Here is a 19,201-nt window from a genome sequence, read left to right as displayed (position 1 = left end):
CTGGAGCATCATGACAGACCTGCTTTCAGGCATACGCGTCCTCGACCTCACCAATGTGCTGGCAGGTCCTTACTGCGCCTACCAGCTGGCGCTGCTCGGCGCCGACGTCATCAAGGTCGAGGCGCCGCGGGCGGCGATCTCGCGCGCCAGCTTGGCGCCTCGCCGGAGCTCAACAAAGCCGGCATGGGTGCATCCTTCCTGGCGCAGAACGCCGGCAAACGATCGGTGGTGCTCGACCTGAAGCAGGAGGCCGACCGCGAGCGCTTCCTCGACCTGGTCGCAACGGCGGACGCATTGGTCGAGAATTTCCGGCCGGGCGTGATGGATCGGCTCGGCCTCGGCCACGAGAAGCTGAAGGAGGTTAGGCCAAGCCTCGTCTATTGCGCGATATCGGGTTTCGGCCAGACCGGCCCGATGCGTGGCAACCCAGCCTATGATCAGATCATCCAGGGGCTGTCCGGGATCATGAGCATCACCGGCACGCCGGAAACGGCGCCCCTGCGCGTCGGCTATCCGGTCGCCGACACGCTGGGCGGACTGGTCGGGGCCTTCGCCATCGCTGCGGCGCTGGTGCGGCAGAAGACCAGCGGCGAAGGCGCCTTCCTCGACGTGTCGATGCTCGAATGCACGCTGTCGGCCTTGGGATGGCCGGTGTCGAACTATCTGACGGCGGGCGTCCAGCCTCAAGCCATGGGCAACGAGAACATGACGGCCGCGCCCTCCGGCGCGTTCCGCACCGGCGAGGGCCTGCTCAACATCGCCGCCAACAAGCAGGAGCAGTTCGTGATCCTTTGCGGCTTGATCGGCCGCCCAGACTTGGCTTCGGATCCGCGCTTCGCCGAACGCGAGACGCGCAAAGGGAACCGGGCAGCGCTGAAGCCGCTCATCGAGGACGCGCTTGCCGGCGCTCCTGCGGCGGTCTGGGAAGAAAAGCTCAACCGCGCCGGCGTGCCGGCCGGGCGGGTGCTGACGATCCCGCAAGTGCTGCAGGAACGCCAGGTCATCGAGCGCCGCATGACGACGCGCTTCCAGGAGATACCGGGACTGGACAACCCGCTCACGGTGGTGCGCGGCGGCTTTATGGTCGACGGTGCGGCTCCCGTGCCAGCCGGCCCTCCGCCACGTCTTGGCGCGCATATGGACGACGTGTTCGCCAGCTTGCCGGCGCGCGGCAAGGGGAGGGCGCGGGCATGAGCGCGGACAAAAAGACCGGCCGCGACCGCGGCGAGGAGTGGTGGCGGACCGGCATCATCGAGATGCAGCCCGGCGTGATCCGGCTGCGCGGCTACCAGATCCAGGATCTGATCGGCCGGGTCAGCTTTCCGGCGATGATCTGGCTTATGCTGCGCGGCGAATTGCCGGGCGACGATCAGGCGGCGCTGCTCGGCATCGCGCTCGGGGCCGCCGTCGACCACGGCCCGCAGGCGCCGTCGATCGCGATCGCGCGCATGGCGGCGACCTGCGGCGTCGGCATCAACAACGCCATGGCCTCCGCCATCAATGTGCTGGGGGACGTGCATGGCGGGGCCGGCGAGCAGGCGCTTTCCTTCTATGGCAACATCGCCGCCGCAATCGATGGTGGCGCGAGCCTCGCCGAAGCGGTGAGTGCGCGGCTCGACCGGTTCTTCGCCGAGGAAAAGGGCTACGTGCCCGGCCTCGGGCATCGCTTCCACCCGATCGATCCGCGGGCGCCACGCCTCATCGAACTGACGCGCGACTTCGCCGGTCGCGGCGTCGTCAGCGGGCGCTTTGCCGACATTGCCGAGGCGATCGAGGCGGAGGTGGCGACACGCAAGGGCAAGACGATCCCGCTCAACATCGATGGCGCCACGGCCGTCATCTATGGCGAGCTTGGCTTCCCGCCGCCACTGACGCGCGGCCTCTTCGTGCTGTCGCGCTCGGTAGGCATACTGGCGCATGCCTGGGAGCAATCACAGGAGAGCGACCGCAACAAGGGACCTCTGCCCAAAGAATGGCTGTGGGCTTATAGCGGCACCCCGGCACGGCCGTTTCCTGGCGACTCCGATTAGAGCGTTTCACCGTTCCACGGAAAACGGCGAACCATTCCATCCATTTTGTTGTGACGGAATTCCTGACGGATGCCGTGTCACACTTTCGTGGAATTGCGCCAGGCCATCGTCTTACGCCGGATCGGTCACCAAGGCCGTCAAATCCCTCAGCAGCGTGGAAAGCTCGGGCTCGTCGATCAGCAGGGCCGCATCGGCCGCCGGCAGCCAAGCCCGCTGACGGTTCACGGCCTCCCGCCAGTCGGCCATCTCCTCGCTGACCTCGAGCAGGTAGACGACCACGTCGACACGGACGAAACGGCTGGCCATGCGCTTCCAATAGGAGTAGCCGCCGGCAGGCTGCTTCAGCGCCTTGCCCAGCACGCCCGCCTCTTCCTGGGCCTCGATCGCGGCCGCCTTGCGCCCGCTCTTGCCTTTCATGGGCCAGCCCTTGGGCACAATGAAACGTTTGGTCGTGCGCGAGGTGACCAGCAAGACTTCAAGCTGGCCGTCGCCGCGTAGGCGAAAGGGGATGGCCGCCACCTGGCGGATCCGCTCTCCCTTCTTTGCCCTGCGTACTGCTTTCTTCTTGGCTGCTGCCATCCCCAAATCCGATCAAAGCGGCATTCCTGCCGTACGCTATCCGCACGGCAAAAATCTCGCTCCTGCAAATCCCAAAACCGCCGCCCATGCAAGGCGGCTCGCTGCCGACAGTAAGTCGGCTAAGTAAACCCAAAAAAGAAAAATGTCAGCGGCAGACGCGCGAAATCGTGGTGCCGATCACCTGAGACTGGCAATTCTGCTTGACGATCGGCACTTCAGGGCGAGCCTTCGGAACGATCTGCCGGTCCTGCTCGCGGTAAAGCTGCTGCTGTTGCTGGAACTGTCGTCGCTGCAGCTGGTTCCGGAGCGCCTGCAGCTCGTTATGTTGGATCAGGGCGTTGCGGTCTGTGGGGATGACGACCTGCGCGGAGGCATATGAAGCCGCGCCCAAAAGGGCGGCAGTCGACAAAGCCGCGGCAATCAAAGCCGCCGATAGCCGAGGATGCGACATCGCTTCCTTCCCGCACGAAAAACAGAAACCTTGCCGTAATATAGGATGTTTGTGCGGATCTACCATGGTTCAAGCGACCGATCTCGGCACAGCCTCGATCGGTTTGATGATGCCCGCCGGTTCCTTCAATCGACCTCGCGCAAACGGTAGCCGACGCCGGTCTCGGTGATGATGTAGCGCGGCTGGTCCGGTGTCTTCTCGATCTTCTGCCTCAATTGGCGGACATAGACCCTGAGATATTGCACGTCCGTCGACTCGTTCCAGATCTGCTTCAGCAGGAACTGATGGGTCAGAACCTTGCCGGCATACTGCACGAGCATGCGCAGGATATCGTATTCCTTCGGCGACAGTTTTACTTCCTTACCCTCTACCTTGACGATGCGCTTCACCAGGTCGACCGAAAGGTCTCCGGCCTGGAACACCGGCTTCTCCCCCTGCTGCTGGAACTTGTGGCGCAGCGCCACGCGGATGCGGGCGACGAGCTCGTTCATGCCGAAGGGTTTCGTCACATAGTCGTCGGCGCCCATCTCGAGCGCCTGGACGATGCCGGCCTCGTCGGTGCGGCTCGATAGGATGACGACCGGAATGTCGAGGCCGTCGTCACGCCATTTGCCGAGCAGTTCGAGGCCCGTCATCCCCGGGAGGCCGAGATCGAGCAGGATCAGGTCGGGCCGCTGCGCCTGCATGAGCTCGATCGCTGCCTTGGCGTTCGGTGCCTCCGATACGGCATAGCCCTGGCTGCCGAGGCCGACCCGAAGCAGCCTGCGGATCGGCGGTTCGTCGTCGACGACCAGGATGCTGACGTTCTGACCGGTCATGCGGCGTCATCCGTTTTGGCCACGGCAAGGTCCGGAATTTCCTGCGGCACCGGCATGCGGATGGTGAAGATCGCGCCGGGCCGGTCGGTACGGTTCGTCGCCGAGATCCTGCCGCCCATGGCCTCGACGAAACCGCGACTGATCGACAGGCCGAGACCCGTGCCGGCGCGGACCTGGTCGCGCTTGCGCACCCGATAGAAGGTGTCGAAGATCCGTTCGAGGTCGTTGGGCGGGATGCCTGGTCCCTCGTCCATGGCCTGCAGGATGACGGAGCCGTTGTCGACCCAGCCTTGCAGGCGGATGGTCGAGCCGGGCGCGGAATACTTGGCGGCATTGTCGAGGAGGTTGAACAGCGCCTGCTCGAACAGCACCGGGTCGAGGCGCAGCATCGGCAGGTCCGGCGGAATGTCGGTGTTAATGCGGTGCTCGCCGGTGATCTTGCGAGCGCGATCGAGCGCCGAGCCGACGATATCGCCGACATAATGGAGGGCGTAGTTCGGCTCCATGGCGCCGGACTCGATCTTGGTCATGTCGAGCAGATTGGCGATGAAGCGGTTGAGCCGCTCCGATTCGTCGACCACCGTCGACAGGAGTTCCGCGCGGTCCTCTTCGGGAAGGGCGGCCGCGTATTCCCGCAGCGTGCCGGCGGCACCCATGATGGCGGCCAGCGGCGTCTTCAGGTCATGCGAGATCGAGGTAAGCAGCGCCGTGCGCAGCCGGTCCGCTTCCGCCGCCAGCCTGGCGCGGTCGACATCGGCGACAAGCTGGATGCGTTCGATGGCGACCGCCGCCTGATCGGCAAGCGCGTCGAGAAGGCGCTGCTGCTCGGGGGTCAGCAAAGGGCCCTGTTTGTCGTTGTCGAGGCCGACGACGCCGACCGCTGTCCGGCCTGTTCGCAAGGGCAGATAGAGGCGCTTGGCGCCGGGCAGCGTATCGGCGCCGCGGCCGGCGGGGCGATCATGTTCCCAGGCCCAGCGGGCCGCCGCGATGTCAGCCTCGGCGAGCGTATCGTCCGGCGGATAGCCGGCCTTGACGGTGATCGTTCCATTCTCGGGCAGAAGCAGCACCACGCGCACTTTCAGCATCGAGGCGATCTGGAAGGCGGTGGCCCACAGCACGTCGTCAAGCGTGCCGGCGCCGGCGAGCTTCTTCGAGAACGAGTAGATGTCCTGCGTGGCTCGCGCGCGTGAGCGGGCGGCGACCGCCTGGCGCTGGACGCGCGCCGTCAGATTGCTGGCGATGACTGCGACAACGAGAAAGACCGCGAAGGCAACGATGCTCTCCGGATCCCTGATCGTGAACGTATAGCGCGGCTCGAGAAAGAAATAGTTAAAGGCAAGCGCGCTCAGGAAACAAGCGTAGAGCGCCGGCCAGAGTCCGAACGTCACCGCAGAAGTCAGCACCGCCAGCAGCAGGACGCTGGCCAGATTGCGGACATCGAGGAACTGATCGAGAATCGAGCTGACGGCCACCGCGCCGGCGACATAGGCCGTCGAGAACAGATAGGGCCAGATCTGGAAGGGCTTCTGCTCGGGCGCGGCCTTCACCCGGGCCGACGGCATGTCGGCATCGCGCTCCTTGCCCGAAATGACATGGACGCTGATGTCGCCGGCATTGCGGATCAGGTCATAGGTGAGCGAGCCCTCGATCAGTTCCCGCCAGCGCGAGCGGGTCGGCCTGCCGATGACGATATGGGTGAAGTTGTTCGCCGTCGCATGGCGCACGATGTCCTGGGCGACGTTCTGGCCCGGGATGGTCGCCACCTCGGCGCCGAGCTGTTCGGCAAGGCGCAGGTTTGTCGCCAGCCGGTCCTTGTCCTCTTCGGACATGCCGGCCAGGCGAGGCGTGTCGACATGCAGCGCCGTCCATGGCGCCCGCAGGCGATCGGCGAGCCGGCGCGCGTAGCGGATACGAGCGCTCCCGTCCGGACGCGAGTCGACGCAGACAAGGACCCGCTCGCCGGCCGCCCACGGTCCCGGAATGGCGTGGGACTGCATATGGCTGAGGAGCTGTTCATCGACGCGCTGCGCGGTGCGTCGCAGCGCCAACTCGCGAAGCGCCGTCAGATTGCCAGGCGAAAAATAGTTCTCGATCGCGCGCTGAGCGGTTTGCGGGAAATAGACCTTGCCTTCATGCAGCCGCTTGATCAGGTCGTCCGGGGTGAGGTCGATGACCTCGATGTCGTCGGCCTCGTCGATGATGGAATCCGGAACGGTTTCGCGCACCCTGACGCGGGTGATCTGCGCCACGACGTCATTCAGACTTTCGACATGCTGGATGTTGAGCGTGGTGTAGACGTCGATGCCCTGCGACAGGATTTCCTGAACATCGAGATAGCGCTTGGGATGACGGCTGCCGGGCGCGTTGGTGTGCGCGAGCTCGTCGATCAGAACCAGCTCCGGCCGCCGTTTCAGGATGGCGTCGATGTCCATCTCGTCGAGGACGCGGCCCCTGTATTCGACCTCGCGTCGCGGGATCACCTCATAGCCTTCGACCAGCGCCTGGGTTTCCTTGCGGCCATGCGTTTCAACGACGCCGATCGCGACGTCGATGCCGTCGGCGCGCCGGGCGCGGCCTGCCAACAGCATCTCGTAGGTCTTGCCGACGCCGGGCGCCGCGCCAAGGAAGATGCGCAGACGGCCGCGGCCCTCCCGCTCCGCGTGCTCGAGCAGCGCGTCGGGAGAAGGTCTGTTCTCGAAGTTGGTCCTGTCGTCCGGCATCAAGTCCAATCATGGATTGCACCGGGGATCGTGTCGATCCCCGCTGCGAGTGCTGATTATTTGAGATCGTCGAGCCCCATGTTGAGGGCCAGCACATTGACCACCGGCTCACCCATGAAGCCCAGCTCGCGATCCTCGACATGGCCGTCGACAAGCGATTTCACCTTGGCTTCATCGATGCCCCTGGCCTTGGCAATCCGCGGCACCTGGAAATAGGCCGCCTCCGGGCTGATGTCGGGATCGAGGCCGCTGCCAGACGTGGTGACGAGATCCATCGGAACCGGTGCGTTCGGGTTCTCGGCCTTCAGCCTGTCGGCGTCGGCCTTGATGCGTTCGACCAGCTTCGCATTGGTCGGCCCGAGATTCGAGCCGCCGGAGGAGGCGGCGTTGTAGCCGTCGCCGGCGGCCGACGGCCGCCCGCGGAAATAGCGGTCGCTGGCGAAGGCCTGGCCGATCAGTTCGGAGCCGATAACCTTGCCATCCCTTTCGATCAGGCTGCCATTGGCCTGCCTGGGAAACAGCGCCTTCGCGATGCCGATCATGCCGATCGGATAGATAAGGCCGGTCAGCACCGTGAAGAAAACGATCATGACGATAGCGGGTCTGAGTTGCTTGAACATCGGAATGGGTCCCTATGCCAGGCCAAGAGCCGTGACGATCAGGTCGATCGCCTTGATGCCGGCGAACGGCACGATGATGCCGCCAAGGCCGTAGAGGAGAAGATTGCGGGTGAGCAGCGCGCCGGCGCCGATGGCGCGGTATTTCACCCCCTTCAGCGACAGCGGGATCAGCGCGACGATGATCAGCGCGTTGAAGATGATCGCCGACAGAATGGCGCTCTGCGGCGTCGCCAGATGCATAATGTTGAGCGCCTGCAGCGGGCCTACCGACTGGCCGGGCGCGACGTAGAACACGGCGAACATGGCCGGGATGATGGCGAAATACTTGGCGACGTCGTTGGCGATCGAGAAGGTGGTCAGCGAACCGCGCGTCATCAGCAGCGCCTTGCCGATCTCGACGATCTCGATCAGCTTGGTCGGATCGCTGTCGAGGTCGACCATGTTGCCGGCCTCGCGCGCGGCGACCGTGCCGGTGTTCATGGCGACGCCGACATCGGCCTGGGCGAGCGCCGGCGCATCGTTGGTGCCGTCGCCGCACATCGCGACAAGCTTGCCCTTGGCCTGTTCCTCGCGGATCAGCGACAGCTTGTTTTCAGGCGTCGCCTGGGCGAGGAAGTCGTCGACGCCGGCTTCGGCCGCGATGGCCGCTGCGGTCAGCGGATTGTCGCCGGTGATCATCACCGTGCGGATGCCCATCTTGCGAAGCTCGGCGAAACGCTCGCGAATGCCGCCCTTGACGATGTCCTTGAGGTGGACGACGCCGAGCAGGCGCCCGTCGCGCTCGACCGCCAGCGGCGTGCCGCCGGCCTTGGCGATCTCGTCGGCCCTGGCCTGCAGGTCGCGCATGGTGTCGCTTGTCGGACGCGTGCCATGGCTTGCCACCGTTGCTTGATTGACATGGGCTAGCACGGCATCGACCGCGCCTTTGCGCACCGACGAGCCGTCGATGTCGACGCCGCTCATCCGGGTCTGCGCGGTGAAGGGCACGAAAGTGGCATGCAAGGTCGCCATATCGCGGGCGCGGATGCCGTATTTTTCCTTCGCCAGCACCACGATCGAGCGGCCTTCCGGCGTCTCGTCAGCCAGCGAGGCCAATTGAGCAGCATCGGCCAGTTCCTGTTCGGTCACCCCCTTCACCGGATGGAACTCGGTCGCCTGGCGATTGCCGAGCGTAATGGTGCCGGTCTTGTCGAGGAGCAAGGTGTCCACGTCGCCGGCAGCCTCGACGGCGCGGCCGGACATGGCAAGCACGTTGAAACGCACCAGGCGATCCATGCCGGCAATGCCGATGGCCGAAAGCAGCGCGCCGATCGTGGTCGGGATCAGTGTCACGAACAAAGCGACGAGGATCGTCACCGGGATGTAGCCGCCGGAATAAGAGGCGAAGCTCGGGATGGTCGCGGTGGCCAGGACGAAGATCAGCGTCATGCCTACAAGCAAGATGTTAAGCGCGATCTCGTTCGGGGTCTTCTGGCGCTCCGCACCTTCGACCAGCGAGATCATGCGGTCGAGGAAGGTCTGGCCGGAGGCGGCGGAAATGCGCACGCGGATCCAATCGGACAGCACCTGCGTGCCGCCGGTGACGGCCGAGCGGTCGCCGCCGGATTCGCGGATCACAGGCGCGGATTCGCCGGTGATTGCCGCCTCGTTGACGGAAGCCACGCCTTCGATCACCTCGCCGTCGGAAGGGATGATGTCGCCGGCTTCGACCAGCACGATGTCGCCGACCTTCAGGCTGGTGCCAGGCACCAACTTGAACTTGCCGCGATCCTCGGCGTTGACGAGCAGCTTGGCCTGGGTCTCGGTGCGCGCCTTGCGCAGCGAGTCCGCCTGCGCCTTGCCGCGCCCCTCGGCCACGGCCTCGGCAAAGTTGGCGAACAGCACGGTGAACCACAGCCAGATGATAATCTGCAAGGTGAAGCCGAGATCGCCGCCGCCGGTGATGACATCCTTGACGAACAGGACGGTGGTGAGTGCTGAGACGATGGCGACGACGAACATCACCGGGTTCTTGATCAGCGTGCGCGGATCGAGCTTGCGGAAAGCGCCACCGATGGCGGGCATCAGGATGCTGGCATCCAGAATGCTCGCGGATTTGGACTGGCTCATTTCAGGACTCCAGTATCGGTGTTGTTGGAGGGCGCCGGGTGTTCGGTCTTCGGCAACAGATGCGGAAGGCCGGAGGCCAGCAGCCACAGCACGAACAGCACGGCCGCCATGCCGAGGAAGGTGGAGAGCGTCGGGAAAGGACGAGGCTTCTCGTCCCCTCCGTCATCGGGCGTTCCGTCACCGGATTGGTGACGATCGTGCCGACGTATGTTGTTGAACCAGGGCATGGTCATCTCAGAAAGTCTGTCCGCGGATCATCGCCAGATGCTCGACGATCGGACCGACGGCGATCGACGGGAAGAAGGTGAGGCCGCCGACGATGACGATCACGCCGACCAGGAGGCCGACGAACAGCATGCCGTCGGTCGGGAAGGTGCCGACGGAAGCAGGCACGGTCTTCTTCGTGGCCAGCGAGCCGGCGATGGCCAAAGCCGGAATGATGACCAGGAAGCGGCCCATCAGCATGCCGATCGCGATGGTGATGTTGTACCAGGGCGTGTTGCCGGTCAGTCCGCCGTAGGCCGAACCGTTGTTCGCGGCCGCCGATGTGTAGGCATAGAGCACCTCGGTGAAGCCGTGCGGACCGCCATTGGCCATCGATGCCACCGCGCTCGGCAGGACCACGGCGATAGCCGTGAAGATCAGCATCGCCAGCGGCAGGCAGAGGATGGCAAGCATCGCCATCTTGACCTCCTTGGCCTCGATCTTCTTGCCGAGATATTCCGGTGTGCGGCCGACCATCAGGCCGGCGACGAAGACGGCGATGACGACAAACATCAGGATGCCGTAGAAGCCGGCGCCGACGCCGCCGACGATGACCTCGCCAAGCTGCATGTTGATCAGCGGGATCATGCCGCCAAGCGCGGTGAACGAATCGTGCATGGCATTCACGGCGCCGCACGAGGCGGCCGTGGTGATGACCGCGAACAGCGCCGACAACGCAATTCCGAAGCGCGTCTCCTTGCCTTCCATGTTGCCGCCGTCGATGCCGAGCGCATGCACCAGCGGACTGCCGGCGGCCTCGGCCCAGTAGCAGACGATGACGCCGACGAGAAACAGCACGCCCATCGAGGCAAGGATGGCCCAACCCTGGCGCTCACTGCCGACCATCCGCCCGAAGACGTTGGTGAGACCGGCGCCGAGCGCGAAGATCGACAGCATCTGGATCAGGTTCGAGATGGCGTCCGGATTCTCAAAAGGATGCGCGGCATTGGCGTTGAAGAAGCCGCCGCCATTGGTGCCAAGCATCTTGATGGCGACCTGAGAGGCGACTGGGCCGAGCGCGATCGTCTGCTTGGCGCCTTCCAGCGTGGTGGCGTCGACATAGGGTCCAAGCGTCTGCGGGATGCCGAGCCACACATAGACGAGCGTCAGCACGATGCAGGCCGGCAGGAGCACGTAAAGCGTGCAGCGGGTCAGGTCGACCCAGAAACTGCCGATCGACTTGCCCGAGGCGCGGGCAAAGCCGCGGATCAGCGCGATCGCAATGGCAATGCCGGTGGCGGCCGAAACAAAGTTCTGGACGGTGAGGCCGGCCATCTGCACGAGGTAGGACATCGTGCTTTCGCCGCCGTAGTTCTGCCAGTTGGTATTGGTGACGAAGCTCGCCGCGGTGTTGAAGGCGAGCTCCGGTTCGACCTCAGCCATCCCGGCGGGATTGTAGGGCAGCGCGCCCTGCAGCCGCTGCAAGGCATAAAGCACGAGGAAACCGGCGAGGTTGAAAAGCAGCATGCCGGTGGCGTAGGCGGCCCAGTGCTGTTCTTCCTTCTCGCTTGTCCCGGCGAGGCGATAGAGGCCGCGCTCGATCGGGACAAGCACGGGCGACAGCAACGTACGATCGCCCTTGAAGACGCGGTGCATGTAGCCGCCGAGCGGCTTCACGAGCAAAAGCAGGATCCCACAATAGACGAGGATCTGTATCCAGCCGTTGAGTGTCATGAACTGACTTTCCGTATGCCGATCAGAAGCGCTCTGGGCGGATGAGGGCGTAGGTGAGGTAGGCAAGCAAGAACAAGGTCACCGCGCCGCCGAGGACGTAGTCGAAAAGCATTGTAAGACCCTTCGATCAGATTCTGTCGCAGGCTTTGACGTAAGCTAAGGACAGGACGAAGAACAAAATCCCCATCCCGAGAACAACGAGGTCCATTGCAGGCATTCCTTGTTTCGGCTTGTGTTTGCACCCCGACACGGTCGAGTTCAAAATTGCACAGGACCGCCCGTCACCTTGGCGGCGATGGCGATAAAAGTGTTTTCGAGGGGAATATGAACCCGACCGCCATAAAGGTTCGAGACGAGGCGGGGAGCAAAGATATAGGAATCTTATAGGAAATTGACGCCACGCGGATGAAGGCGGAGGGCGACGTGCTGTTCCAAAGATCCGGAAGCTAGTTGGCCGGCCGTCGGTCCTTGCACGGCATCTCCTCTTCCGACTGCGTGGAGAGCGCTCCCTAGCGGCCCGACTGGCTGCATGCCGATCGGCACGCCGCCGGCGGACTACCCATCCGCGAAGGGCTTAGGGGTTGCGCGGCAGGTGACCGGGAGCTTCAGGTCAGCTCGACGGTCCGCTTCTCCGCGATGCTCTGTTCGGCGGCCAAAACGATGCGCAGGCTGTTGACGGCGGCATCCATTTGCTCGGTCAGATCGAGGTCCTCACGGATGGCGCGCAGGAAGAAGGCCTGCTCGCGGTCGCAAAGCTCCTGATGGCCGGGCTCGTCCTCCATGCTGACGATCTCGTCGGGCTTCGAGAAGTTCTTGTCGCCATCGACCTGCGCGTAGTGGATCTTCAGCGCGTCGGTCTTGGTGTGGCGGTCGATGTCGGCGGAATCCGATACCTCCTCGGCTTCCTTGGCGCTGCTTGCGGACTGGCCGGCGACGATCGAAACGGCGCCCTTCGGGCCGACCACATCCTTCACGAAATAAGCGGTCTCGCTCATCATCGGGCCCCAGCCGGCTTCATACCAGCCGACCGAGCCATCGTCGAAAGTGACGTGCAGATGGCCATAATTCTGCTTGTCGGCTTCGGCCCAGAGCTTGGCGCCGATGCCGTGCACGCGCACCGGCTTGGCGCCGGTCAGCTGGCACATCACGTCGACATAGTGCACGCCGCAGTCGACGATCGGGATCAGCGAGTCGATCAGGTTCTTGTGCCAGTGCCAGGCGCTGCCGCTGCTCTGCTGGTTGAGGTTGAGGCGCATCACCAGCGGCTTGCCGAGCGTCTTGCCGACCTCGATGAATTTGATCCAGGACGGGTGGACGCGCAGGATGTAGCCCAGAACCAGCTTCCGGTTCTTGGCCCGCGCGGCGGCCACCACCTTCTCGGCGTCGGCGATGTTGGTGGCGAGGGGCTTTTCCATGAACACATGGCAGTTGGCGGCGATCGCCTTCAGCGCGTATTCGGCATGCGTGTTCGGCCAACTGTTGATCGAGACCGCGTCCGGCTTGGTCTCCTTCAGCGCCAAGTCGAAATCCTCATAGAGCGGATAGCCGGCGAGCTCCTTCGGGATCTTCTTGTTGCTCTTGATGGTGCGGCTCATGATGCCGACGATCTCGAAGCCGTCGGAGCGGTGATAGGCGCGCGCATGCGAAGCGCCCATATTGCCCAGACCAACCACCAGGATTTTTACTTTGTCGGCCATGTCAGCCTCCCCAATGCTCTTTGAACAGTAGCTCGGGCGGCATCAGGCGCCGCCCGATGGTCAATGCGCCCGCCTTACTTGACGGCGGAATCGAACAGGTGCGCCTTGATCTTCTCGACGTCGAGCGCGGCAAAGCCTTCCGACAGTTTCACGCCGTCGGCATCGGCCTTGACCTTCGCTTTGTCGAAGTCGTTGGCGGTCGGAATCAGGTCGTTGGTGCAGACGTCTTCGGCCTTCACCGGCGCGGTGATCTGGCCGATCTTCAGGATCTCGTCGAAAAAGCCCTGCCAGCTCGCCATGTCGTGCGAGCCCCAGCCACTGCGCTTGTCCATGTCACCGCGGAAGACGTTGATCTGCTGCAGGATCGAGGTGGTGCCGAGCTCAGGGCCAAGGTTCTTGGCCAAGGTCGGGAATTGCTCGAACACGGCTTCGACGGCCGCGCGCGGGTTCTGGTAGCCGAATTCGAGGCCCATCGCCCAGCCGCGCAGATATTTTTCGAGGAAGGCCTTCTTGTCGGGATCCTCGAGATCGGCGGCGCGCACGACGAAGGTGTTGGCCGGAAGCTTGGAATTCTGGACGCCGAGCCAATATTCGAAGTCGAGGTCCTTGGCGATCCATTCGGCGCGCAGACCTTCCCAGGAGAGCGCGGCATCGCCTTGGCCGCCGGCGAGCGCGGTGCCCCAGGTCGGCCACCCGGCCTCGACATATTTCACCTTCTTGATGTCGACACCCTGCGCGGCAAGCAGCGGATCGACGATCGCCTGCCAAGCGGCGGAGCCGAGAAGGATCGTTTTGCCTTCGAGGTCCTTCAGGTTCTTGGTGCCCTGGCCCTTGCGGAAAGCGATGCTGAAGGTGTCGCGCGCGCCCATGTGGAACACCGACTTCAGCTTCATGCCGTTCTGGATGGCGAAGGAGAAGACACCTGGCGAGGGGAAGCCCATGTCGGCCTGGCCGACATCGACGAACTTGACCGTCGCGGTGCCGTCCGACGGACCCGGCTGCATGTCGGTGGCGAGGTCGCCGAAATAGCCGGCCTTCTTGGCCGACCAGTAGGGATAGTCGTCCAGCACTTCGAGCGTGCCGCGCGGCGAGATCCAGGTGAATTTTTCATAAGCCGCCGCCCTGGCTTTCAGACCCGATGCGCCGAGCGCGGTGGCGGTCACCACGCCGGCGGCCGTCACTTGCAGGAAGTAGCGGCGGCTGATGCCCGCTCTTGTCGCTGTACTGAATAAGCTTTCGTTAGTCATGGCATTCCCCTTTTGTTGATTGCCCTTATCGATCGCTTTGCCCTTGCCTTCGCCCGTCTCCCGGGCGATCTCATCCGTCCGCGCTCATGCCTCCCAACTCGACCATTTCTTGCCGATCAGGAAGAAGAGCACGTAGATCAGGATGCCGAGCGTCGACAGGATCAGCACCACCGCGAAGAATTGCGGCATCTGGATCATCGACGAATACGAGGTAAGCCGGTTGCCGAGGCCGAAGCCGCCGCCGACCATCTCGGCACCTACCGCAGTGAGGAGCCCGAAGATCGCGCCGATCATCAGCCCGACCAGGATCATCGGCAGCGCCATCGGCGCGCGGATCTTCCAAAAGATCTGCAAGGTGCTCGCGCCATAGGAGCGAGCGAGCGCGATCTTGGCGCTGTCCACGCGCCGGAACCCGGTCGCGGCGTTGATCATCACCATCGGTCCGGCGGCTAAAGCTACCGCGATAATGCGCGGCGTGTAGCCGAAGCCGAAGCGCAGGATGAGAAGCGGCACCAGCGCCAGCATCGGCGTGGTGACGAGAATCAAGATGTAAGGCGCGACGATCTTCTCGGCGAAGGGAAACTGCGTGATCACCGCCGCCATCACCAGCCCGACGACGGCGCCGATGGCAAAGCCGGAGAAGAGCTCGACCAGCGTGTAGCCGAGATGCGGCGCGATCAGCGGGAACTCGTCGAATAAAGCGTAAACGATCGCACTCGGCGGCGGCATGATGTATTGCGGCACGTGGAAGATGCGCAGCGCCAGCTCGATGCCGCCGATGATCACCACCGCGACGACGAGAATCGCGGCCACCTCGGCGCCGGACTTGATGCCTGGGCCGCCGGCGAAGGCGGAGAGGTTGGTGAGGCTGACATCCTGGCCGTCACCGGACTTGGCTTTGGAGAATTCCGGAATGGCGTCGCCCCCGCTCACGGTCTGATCCTCACGATTTCAGCGCTCTTGTGTTCCAGCTGCTCCTGCGCCTTCGGCCGGCGCTCGCCGACGATGTCCATCTTGATGCGGTTGGTGAGGTCGAAGACCTCCTTGGTGGCCATGATCTCCAGCGAGCGCGGGCGCGGGAACGGCACGTCGTAGACCTTGGCGACGCGTCCCGGCCGCGCGGTCAGCACCACGACCCGGTCGGAGAGGAAGATCGCTTCCTCGATGCTGTGGGTGATGAAAACGATGGTCGTCTTGGTATCCAGCCAGATCTCCTCGACGAGGCGGTTCATCTCCTCGCGGGTGAAGCTGTCCAACGCACCGAAGGGCTCATCCATCAAGAGCACGGAAGGCTTCAGCGCCAGCGCGCGGACAATCGCCGCGCGCTGCTGCATGCCGCCGGAAAGCTCGCGCGGGAACTTGCCGCCGAAGCCGTCGAGCCCGACGCGATGAAGCAGATGCGCGATCCAGGCGCGATCGGGCTTCTCGCCCTTGATCTCGAACGGGAAGTTGATGTTGGCGTCGAGATTGCGCCAGGGCAGAAGGTTGGCTTCCTGAAAGACAATACCGATCTCGGGACGCGGGCCGGTGACCTCCTTGCCGTCAAGCAGTATCGCGCCGCTGGTCAGACGATGCAGGCCCGACATCGACCACAAGAGCGTGGTCTTGCCGCAGCCGGAGGGGCCGACGTGGAGACGATCTCGTTGGCGTGCACGTCGAGGCTGCAGCGGTCCAGGGCGAGAAGATCGCCGGAGGCCGTGGTATAAACCTTGCTCGCTGCCTGCACGCCGAGCTTCGGCGTTCTTGCGATGCCGGTATTCATGCTCCCCTCGGAGACTGCGTGATTGGGTTGCCGGAGCCCCCTCTGTCCGCGAAATCAGTCTGTAACTATCCTACTTTACTGTCAAGCGGCGGGCAAAGATCTGGTGCTGTCAGAATCGACCAAAGCTTGTATAAGCGTCTGATTTCTCCTGTGTTTTGACGCGCTTGCAGTGTGTGTTACTTTCCTACATACTCACTTCGGTTGATTGCCTATGGCCAGCCGGCGGATAATCGCAAATATGGTGGTCCAGAAACGGCAGAGAAGGGCGGCCAATGACCGAAGCTGACAGCCAGGCGCTGCGGATTTCCGACGCGGATGACGGCCGGCATGATCATGTCAGGCGCTTCCCCGACATCATTTCGCAGGTGAAGGACAGCTACACGGACTTGCGGCCGGCGGAGCGTCGCGTCGCCGACGTCGTGCTCGACGACGTCAAATATGCCGTCGATGCATCGAATGCCGCGCTGGCGCAGCGCGCCCAGGTCAGCGAGCCGACGGTCACCCGTTTCTGCCGCGCCATCGGATGCGACGGCGTGCGCGACTTCAAGCTGAAGCTGGCGCAGAGCCTCGTCGTCGGCGCGCTTTATCTTAGCACCAAGCCGCAACCCACGAACGGCGACAGCGGCATGCCGTTCTGGAACGCCGTGTTCGGCGAAGCGCGCCGCGCGCTGCAGGAGGCCGAACGGCAGATCGATCCAGGGCAGTTGCAGAAAGCGGCGGAGCTGATCGCCAAGGCCAGGCAAGTGACGGTATTCGGACTTGGCGGCAGCTCATCGGCGCTGGCGCAAGAGACGCAGTATCGCCTGTTTCGCTATGGCATCACCATCAGCGCGCAATGCGATCCGTATCTGATGCGCATGACCGCTTCGACGCTGAAACCGGGCGATGTGGTGATCGCGATCTCGGCGACCGGCCGTACCCGGGAGGTGATCGAGGCGGTGGAACTTGCCAAGCATTATCGCGCCGACGCGATCTGCGTGACGGCGCCGGACACGGAGCTGACACGCGTCTGCGATGTCCAACTGACGATGGCGGTTCCCGAATATCCCGACACGCTGAAGCCGACCGCTTCGCGCTACGCCTTCCTCGCGGCCATCGACCTGCTCGCGGTCGCGTCCGCCTACAAGCTCGACGGCCCCGCGCGCGAGACGGTGCGCCGCATCAAATATAACGCCCAGATCCATCGGACGGGGAAGGAGATGGAGCCGCTCGGAGATTGAGGCAGGTTCTTCCTTCTCCCCTTGTGGGACAAGGTGGATCTGCGCGATAGCGCCGAGACGGATGAGGGGTGTTCCAGCGGAGTGAGACGCTGGCGTTCCCTGGAGCACCCCTCATCCGACCTCGCTTCGCGAGGCCACCTTCTCCCACAAGGGGAGAAGGGAAGGCCGGCCGCCGGCTCAGATCAAGAATTCGAACAGAAGAAAGGGAACGAACATCAATGCTCGACATCGCACCATCGCAACAGGCGGCAACCTGGCTCGGCACATTCGGCCGCGCGCTCGAGGCGGGTGACATCGAGGCGGCGACGAACCTTTTCGTGGACGATTGCTACTGGCGCGATCTGCTGACCTTCACATGGAACATCAAGACCATGGAGGGCCAACCGGCGGTCTGCGAGATGCTCAAGGCGACGCTTTCCTCGACGCAACCATCGCACTGGCGCCTGTCCGGGGAGCCAAGCGTCGCCGACGGCGTCATCGAGGCCTGGTTCAGCTTCGAGACGGCCGTGGCGCGAGGCGAGGGCATCCTGCGGCTCAAGGATGGCCGCTGCCGGACGCTGTTCACGGCGATGAGCGAGCTCAAGGGTTTCGAGGAGCAGAAGGGGCCTGCCCGGCCGCTCGGCATCCGCCATAAGGCTGATCCCGAACGCGAGACCTGGGCGGAAGCAAGAGCGCGCGAGGCGCGTGAGCTCGGCGTGCACGAGCAGCCCTATTGCCTGGTGATCGGCGGCGGCCAGGGCGGCATCATGCTCGGCGCCCGTCTGCGGCAGCTCGGCGTTCCCACCCTCATCGTCGAGAAGAACGCGCGCGCCGGCGATTCCTGGCGCAACCGCTACCGCTCGCTCGTGCTGCACGACCCGGTCTGGTACGACCATCTGCCCTACATTCCGTTCCCGGAAAACTGGCCCGTGTTCACGCCCAAGGACAAGATGGGCGACTGGCTCGAAATGTACGCCCGCGTCATGGAGCTGAGCTACTGGGTCGCCACCAAATGCATCAGCGCGGCCTATGACGAGGCCGAAAAGCTCTGGACGGTGGTGGTCGACCGCGTCGGCGAGCGCATCACGCTGAAGCCGAAGCAAATCGTCTTCGCCACCGGCGCCTACGGGCCGCCACGGCAGATCGATCTGCCTGGCGCGGACAGCTTCAAGGGCGAGCTTTTGCATTCCAGCCAGTACTCGACCGGCGAGAAATTCCGCGGCAAGCGCGTCGCGGTGATCGGCGCGGCGAGCTCCGGCCACGATGTCAGCGTCGACCTCTGGGAAGCCGGCGCCAAGGTCACGATGGTGCAGCGCTCGCCGACGACGGTGGTGAAGTCCGACACGCTGATGGAGGTCGGCTTCGAGATCTTTTCGGAAAAGGCGCTGGCGCGGGGCATCACCACCGACAAGGCCGACATGATCGTCGCTTCGACGCCCTTCGCGCTGGTCCCAAAGGGCCAGCGGGCGCTCTACGACGTCATCCGCGAGCGCGACGCGGATTTCTACAAGCGCCTCAGCGACAGCGGCTTTGCCATCGACTTCGGCGAGGACGAGACCGGACTGCTCATGAAAGCCTATCGCACCGGTTCCGGCTACTACATCGACGTCGGCGCCTGCGAGCTGATCCTGAACGGCGAGATCGCGGTGAAGAGCGGCGTCGGCATCAAATCGCTGACGCCGACCGGTATCCTGTTTGAGGACGGCAGCGAGCTGGCGGTCGACGCGATCGTCTCCTGCACCGGCTACCAGTCGATGAACGAGACCGTGGCAGGGATCGTTTCCCGGGAGGTCGCCGACAAGGTCGGGCCGTGCTGGGGCCTCGGCTCCGGCGTCAAGGGCGACCCCGGCCCGTGGCAGGGCGAGTTGCGCAACATGTGGAAGCCGACGGCCCAGGAGGCGCTATGGTTCCACGGCGGCAATCTCGCGCTGTCGCGCTTCTATTCGAAATTCGTGGCGCTGCAGCTCAAGGCGCGGATGGAGGGGATTGCGACGCCGGTCTATGGCGAGCCGAGCAATTCGCGACGGTGAG

17 protein-coding genes and 1 pseudogene are annotated in these 19,201 nt (G+C 64.1%); 4 read left to right on the top strand and 14 right to left on the bottom strand.

Translation table 11 applies throughout. The features are described 5' to 3' along the window. The first annotated feature begins 10 nt into the window (after window positions 1-10). Both CK218_RS02830 and CK218_RS02825 read left to right on the top strand, forming a co-directional pair. A pseudogene (locus CK218_RS02830) lies at window positions 11-1,194 on the top strand (CoA transferase). Next, complete coding sequence (locus CK218_RS02825; protein ID WP_095800552.1) at window positions 1,191-2,030, top strand: citryl-CoA lyase; 840 nt, start codon at window positions 1,191-1,193, stop codon at window positions 2,028-2,030. Before CK218_RS02830 ends, CK218_RS02825 begins: the two are co-directional and overlap by 4 nt. Window positions 2,031-2,141: 111 nt before the next feature. Here the strand turns inward: CK218_RS02825 and CK218_RS02820 are convergent, their stop codons facing one another. The 14 genes from CK218_RS02820 to CK218_RS31025 all read right to left on the bottom strand — a co-directional run bounded on the left by CK218_RS02820 (window position 2,142) and on the right by CK218_RS31025 (window position 15,971). Then, window positions 2,142-2,609, bottom strand: a complete 468-nt coding sequence (locus CK218_RS02820; RefSeq protein WP_095800551.1) for an NUDIX hydrolase — start codon at window positions 2,607-2,609, stop codon at window positions 2,142-2,144. 145 nt (window positions 2,610-2,754) lie between these two features. Then, window positions 2,755-3,018: a hypothetical protein gene (locus tag CK218_RS02815; RefSeq protein WP_245299831.1), complete on the bottom strand. Its 264-nt coding sequence runs from the start codon at window positions 3,016-3,018 to the stop codon at window positions 2,755-2,757. A 167-nt stretch (window positions 3,019-3,185) separates the two neighbouring features. Then, complete coding sequence (locus tag CK218_RS02810) at window positions 3,186-3,878, bottom strand: response regulator transcription factor (protein ID WP_095826776.1); 693 nt, start codon at window positions 3,876-3,878, stop codon at window positions 3,186-3,188. Beyond that, window positions 3,875-6,598, bottom strand: coding sequence for a sensor histidine kinase KdpD (locus CK218_RS02805; protein WP_095826775.1), 2,724 nt, complete (start codon window positions 6,596-6,598; stop codon window positions 3,875-3,877). The genes CK218_RS02810 and CK218_RS02805 overlap by 4 nt, the downstream gene beginning before the upstream one ends. 56 nt (window positions 6,599-6,654) lie before the next feature. Then, window positions 6,655-7,218, bottom strand: coding sequence for a potassium-transporting ATPase subunit KdpC (kdpC, locus tag CK218_RS02800; RefSeq protein ID WP_095826774.1), 564 nt, complete (start codon window positions 7,216-7,218; stop codon window positions 6,655-6,657). Window positions 7,219-7,230: 12 nt separating this feature from the next. Further along, the gene (kdpB, locus tag CK218_RS02795; RefSeq protein ID WP_095826773.1) at window positions 7,231-9,327 is read right to left on the bottom strand and encodes a potassium-transporting ATPase subunit KdpB; all 2,097 of its coding nucleotides are present in this window, start codon (window positions 9,325-9,327) and stop codon (window positions 7,231-7,233) included. Continuing rightward, complete coding sequence (locus CK218_RS02790) at window positions 9,324-9,560, bottom strand: hypothetical protein (RefSeq protein WP_245434855.1); 237 nt, start codon at window positions 9,558-9,560, stop codon at window positions 9,324-9,326. Before CK218_RS02790 ends, kdpB begins: the two co-directional genes overlap by 4 nt. A 1-nt stretch (window position 9,561) precedes the next feature. Continuing rightward, the gene (gene kdpA, locus CK218_RS02785; protein WP_095826772.1) at window positions 9,562-11,265 is read right to left on the bottom strand and encodes a potassium-transporting ATPase subunit KdpA; all 1,704 of its coding nucleotides are present in this window, start codon (window positions 11,263-11,265) and stop codon (window positions 9,562-9,564) included. A 22-nt stretch (window positions 11,266-11,287) separates the two neighbouring features. Continuing rightward, window positions 11,288-11,377, bottom strand: coding sequence for a K(+)-transporting ATPase subunit F (locus tag CK218_RS02780; RefSeq protein WP_067003971.1), 90 nt, complete (start codon window positions 11,375-11,377; stop codon window positions 11,288-11,290). A gap of 493 nt (window positions 11,378-11,870) precedes the next feature. Next, on the bottom strand, window positions 11,871-12,962 hold the full coding sequence (locus tag CK218_RS02775; protein ID WP_095826771.1) for a Gfo/Idh/MocA family oxidoreductase: 1,092 nt from the start codon (window positions 12,960-12,962) through the stop codon (window positions 11,871-11,873). Between the two features lie 74 nt (window positions 12,963-13,036). Continuing rightward, on the bottom strand, window positions 13,037-14,209 hold the full coding sequence (locus CK218_RS02770) for an ABC transporter substrate-binding protein (protein WP_067003968.1): 1,173 nt from the start codon (window positions 14,207-14,209) through the stop codon (window positions 13,037-13,039). An 84-nt stretch (window positions 14,210-14,293) separates the two neighbouring features. After that, window positions 14,294-15,142 (bottom strand): ABC transporter permease, encoded by an 849-nt coding sequence (locus CK218_RS02765; RefSeq protein WP_095826770.1) that lies wholly within the window; start codon window positions 15,140-15,142, stop codon window positions 14,294-14,296. After that, window positions 15,139-15,795, bottom strand: coding sequence for an ABC transporter ATP-binding protein (locus CK218_RS02760; RefSeq protein ID WP_245434865.1), 657 nt, complete (start codon window positions 15,793-15,795; stop codon window positions 15,139-15,141). The genes CK218_RS02765 and CK218_RS02760 overlap by 4 nt, the downstream gene beginning before the upstream one ends. Next, window positions 15,774-15,971 carry a hypothetical protein gene (locus tag CK218_RS31025; RefSeq protein ID WP_245434853.1) on the bottom strand — a complete coding sequence of 66 codons (198 nt, stop codon included), beginning with the start codon at window positions 15,969-15,971 and terminating at the stop codon, window positions 15,774-15,776. Before CK218_RS31025 ends, CK218_RS02760 begins: the two co-directional genes overlap by 22 nt. Window positions 15,972-16,243: 272 nt before the next feature. Here CK218_RS31025 and CK218_RS02755 point away from each other — a divergent pair, with 272 nt between their 5' ends. Both CK218_RS02755 and CK218_RS02750 read left to right on the top strand, forming a co-directional pair. Beyond that, complete coding sequence (locus CK218_RS02755; RefSeq protein ID WP_095778765.1) at window positions 16,244-17,191, top strand: MurR/RpiR family transcriptional regulator; 948 nt, start codon at window positions 16,244-16,246, stop codon at window positions 17,189-17,191. A gap of 218 nt (window positions 17,192-17,409) precedes the next feature. Continuing rightward, window positions 17,410-19,200 (top strand): NAD(P)/FAD-dependent oxidoreductase, encoded by a 1,791-nt coding sequence (locus CK218_RS02750; RefSeq protein WP_095826769.1) that lies wholly within the window; start codon window positions 17,410-17,412, stop codon window positions 19,198-19,200. Window position 19,201: the final 1 nt, after the last annotated feature.

Origin of the sequence: Mesorhizobium sp. WSM3879, from assembly GCF_002294915.1 — a bacterium.
In the GTDB taxonomy this organism is placed as follows: domain Bacteria; phylum Pseudomonadota; class Alphaproteobacteria; order Rhizobiales; family Rhizobiaceae; genus Mesorhizobium.
The sequence above is the reverse complement of the archived record's forward strand: the minus strand, read 5'-3'. Positions and strand labels throughout refer to the sequence as shown.

What these genes read in the sequence shown, in the direction of transcription:
- CK218_RS02825 (WP_095800552.1), top strand. Translation starts at nt 1,191, where the DNA reads ATGAGCGCGGACAAAAAGACCGGCCGCGACCGCGGCGAGGAGTGGTGG.
- CK218_RS02820 (WP_095800551.1), bottom strand. Translation starts at nt 2,609, where the DNA reads ATGGCAGCAGCCAAGAAGAAAGCAGTACGCAGGGCAAAGAAGGGAGAG.
- CK218_RS02810 (WP_095826776.1), bottom strand. Translation starts at nt 3,878, where the DNA reads ATGACCGGTCAGAACGTCAGCATCCTGGTCGTCGACGACGAACCGCCG.
- CK218_RS02805 (WP_095826775.1), bottom strand. Translation starts at nt 6,598, where the DNA reads ATGCCGGACGACAGGACCAACTTCGAGAACAGACCTTCTCCCGACGCG.
- kdpC (WP_095826774.1), bottom strand. Translation starts at nt 7,218, where the DNA reads ATGTTCAAGCAACTCAGACCCGCTATCGTCATGATCGTTTTCTTCACG.
- kdpB (WP_095826773.1), bottom strand. Translation starts at nt 9,327, where the DNA reads ATGAGCCAGTCCAAATCCGCGAGCATTCTGGATGCCAGCATCCTGATG.
- CK218_RS02790 (WP_245434855.1), bottom strand. Translation starts at nt 9,560, where the DNA reads ATGACCATGCCCTGGTTCAACAACATACGTCGGCACGATCGTCACCAA.
- kdpA (WP_095826772.1), bottom strand. Translation starts at nt 11,265, where the DNA reads ATGACACTCAACGGCTGGATACAGATCCTCGTCTATTGTGGGATCCTG.
- CK218_RS02780 (WP_067003971.1), bottom strand. Translation starts at nt 11,377, where the DNA reads ATGCTTTTCGACTACGTCCTCGGCGGCGCGGTGACCTTGTTCTTGCTT.
- CK218_RS02775 (WP_095826771.1), bottom strand. Translation starts at nt 12,962, where the DNA reads ATGGCCGACAAAGTAAAAATCCTGGTGGTTGGTCTGGGCAATATGGGC.
- CK218_RS02770 (WP_067003968.1), bottom strand. Translation starts at nt 14,209, where the DNA reads ATGACTAACGAAAGCTTATTCAGTACAGCGACAAGAGCGGGCATCAGC.
- CK218_RS02760 (WP_245434865.1), bottom strand. Translation starts at nt 15,795, where the DNA reads ATGTCGGGCCTGCATCGTCTGACCAGCGGCGCGATACTGCTTGACGGC.
- CK218_RS31025 (WP_245434853.1), bottom strand. Translation starts at nt 15,971, where the DNA reads ATGAATACCGGCATCGCAAGAACGCCGAAGCTCGGCGTGCAGGCAGCG.
- CK218_RS02755 (WP_095778765.1), top strand. Translation starts at nt 16,244, where the DNA reads ATGACCGAAGCTGACAGCCAGGCGCTGCGGATTTCCGACGCGGATGAC.
- CK218_RS02750 (WP_095826769.1), top strand. Translation starts at nt 17,410, where the DNA reads ATGCTCGACATCGCACCATCGCAACAGGCGGCAACCTGGCTCGGCACA.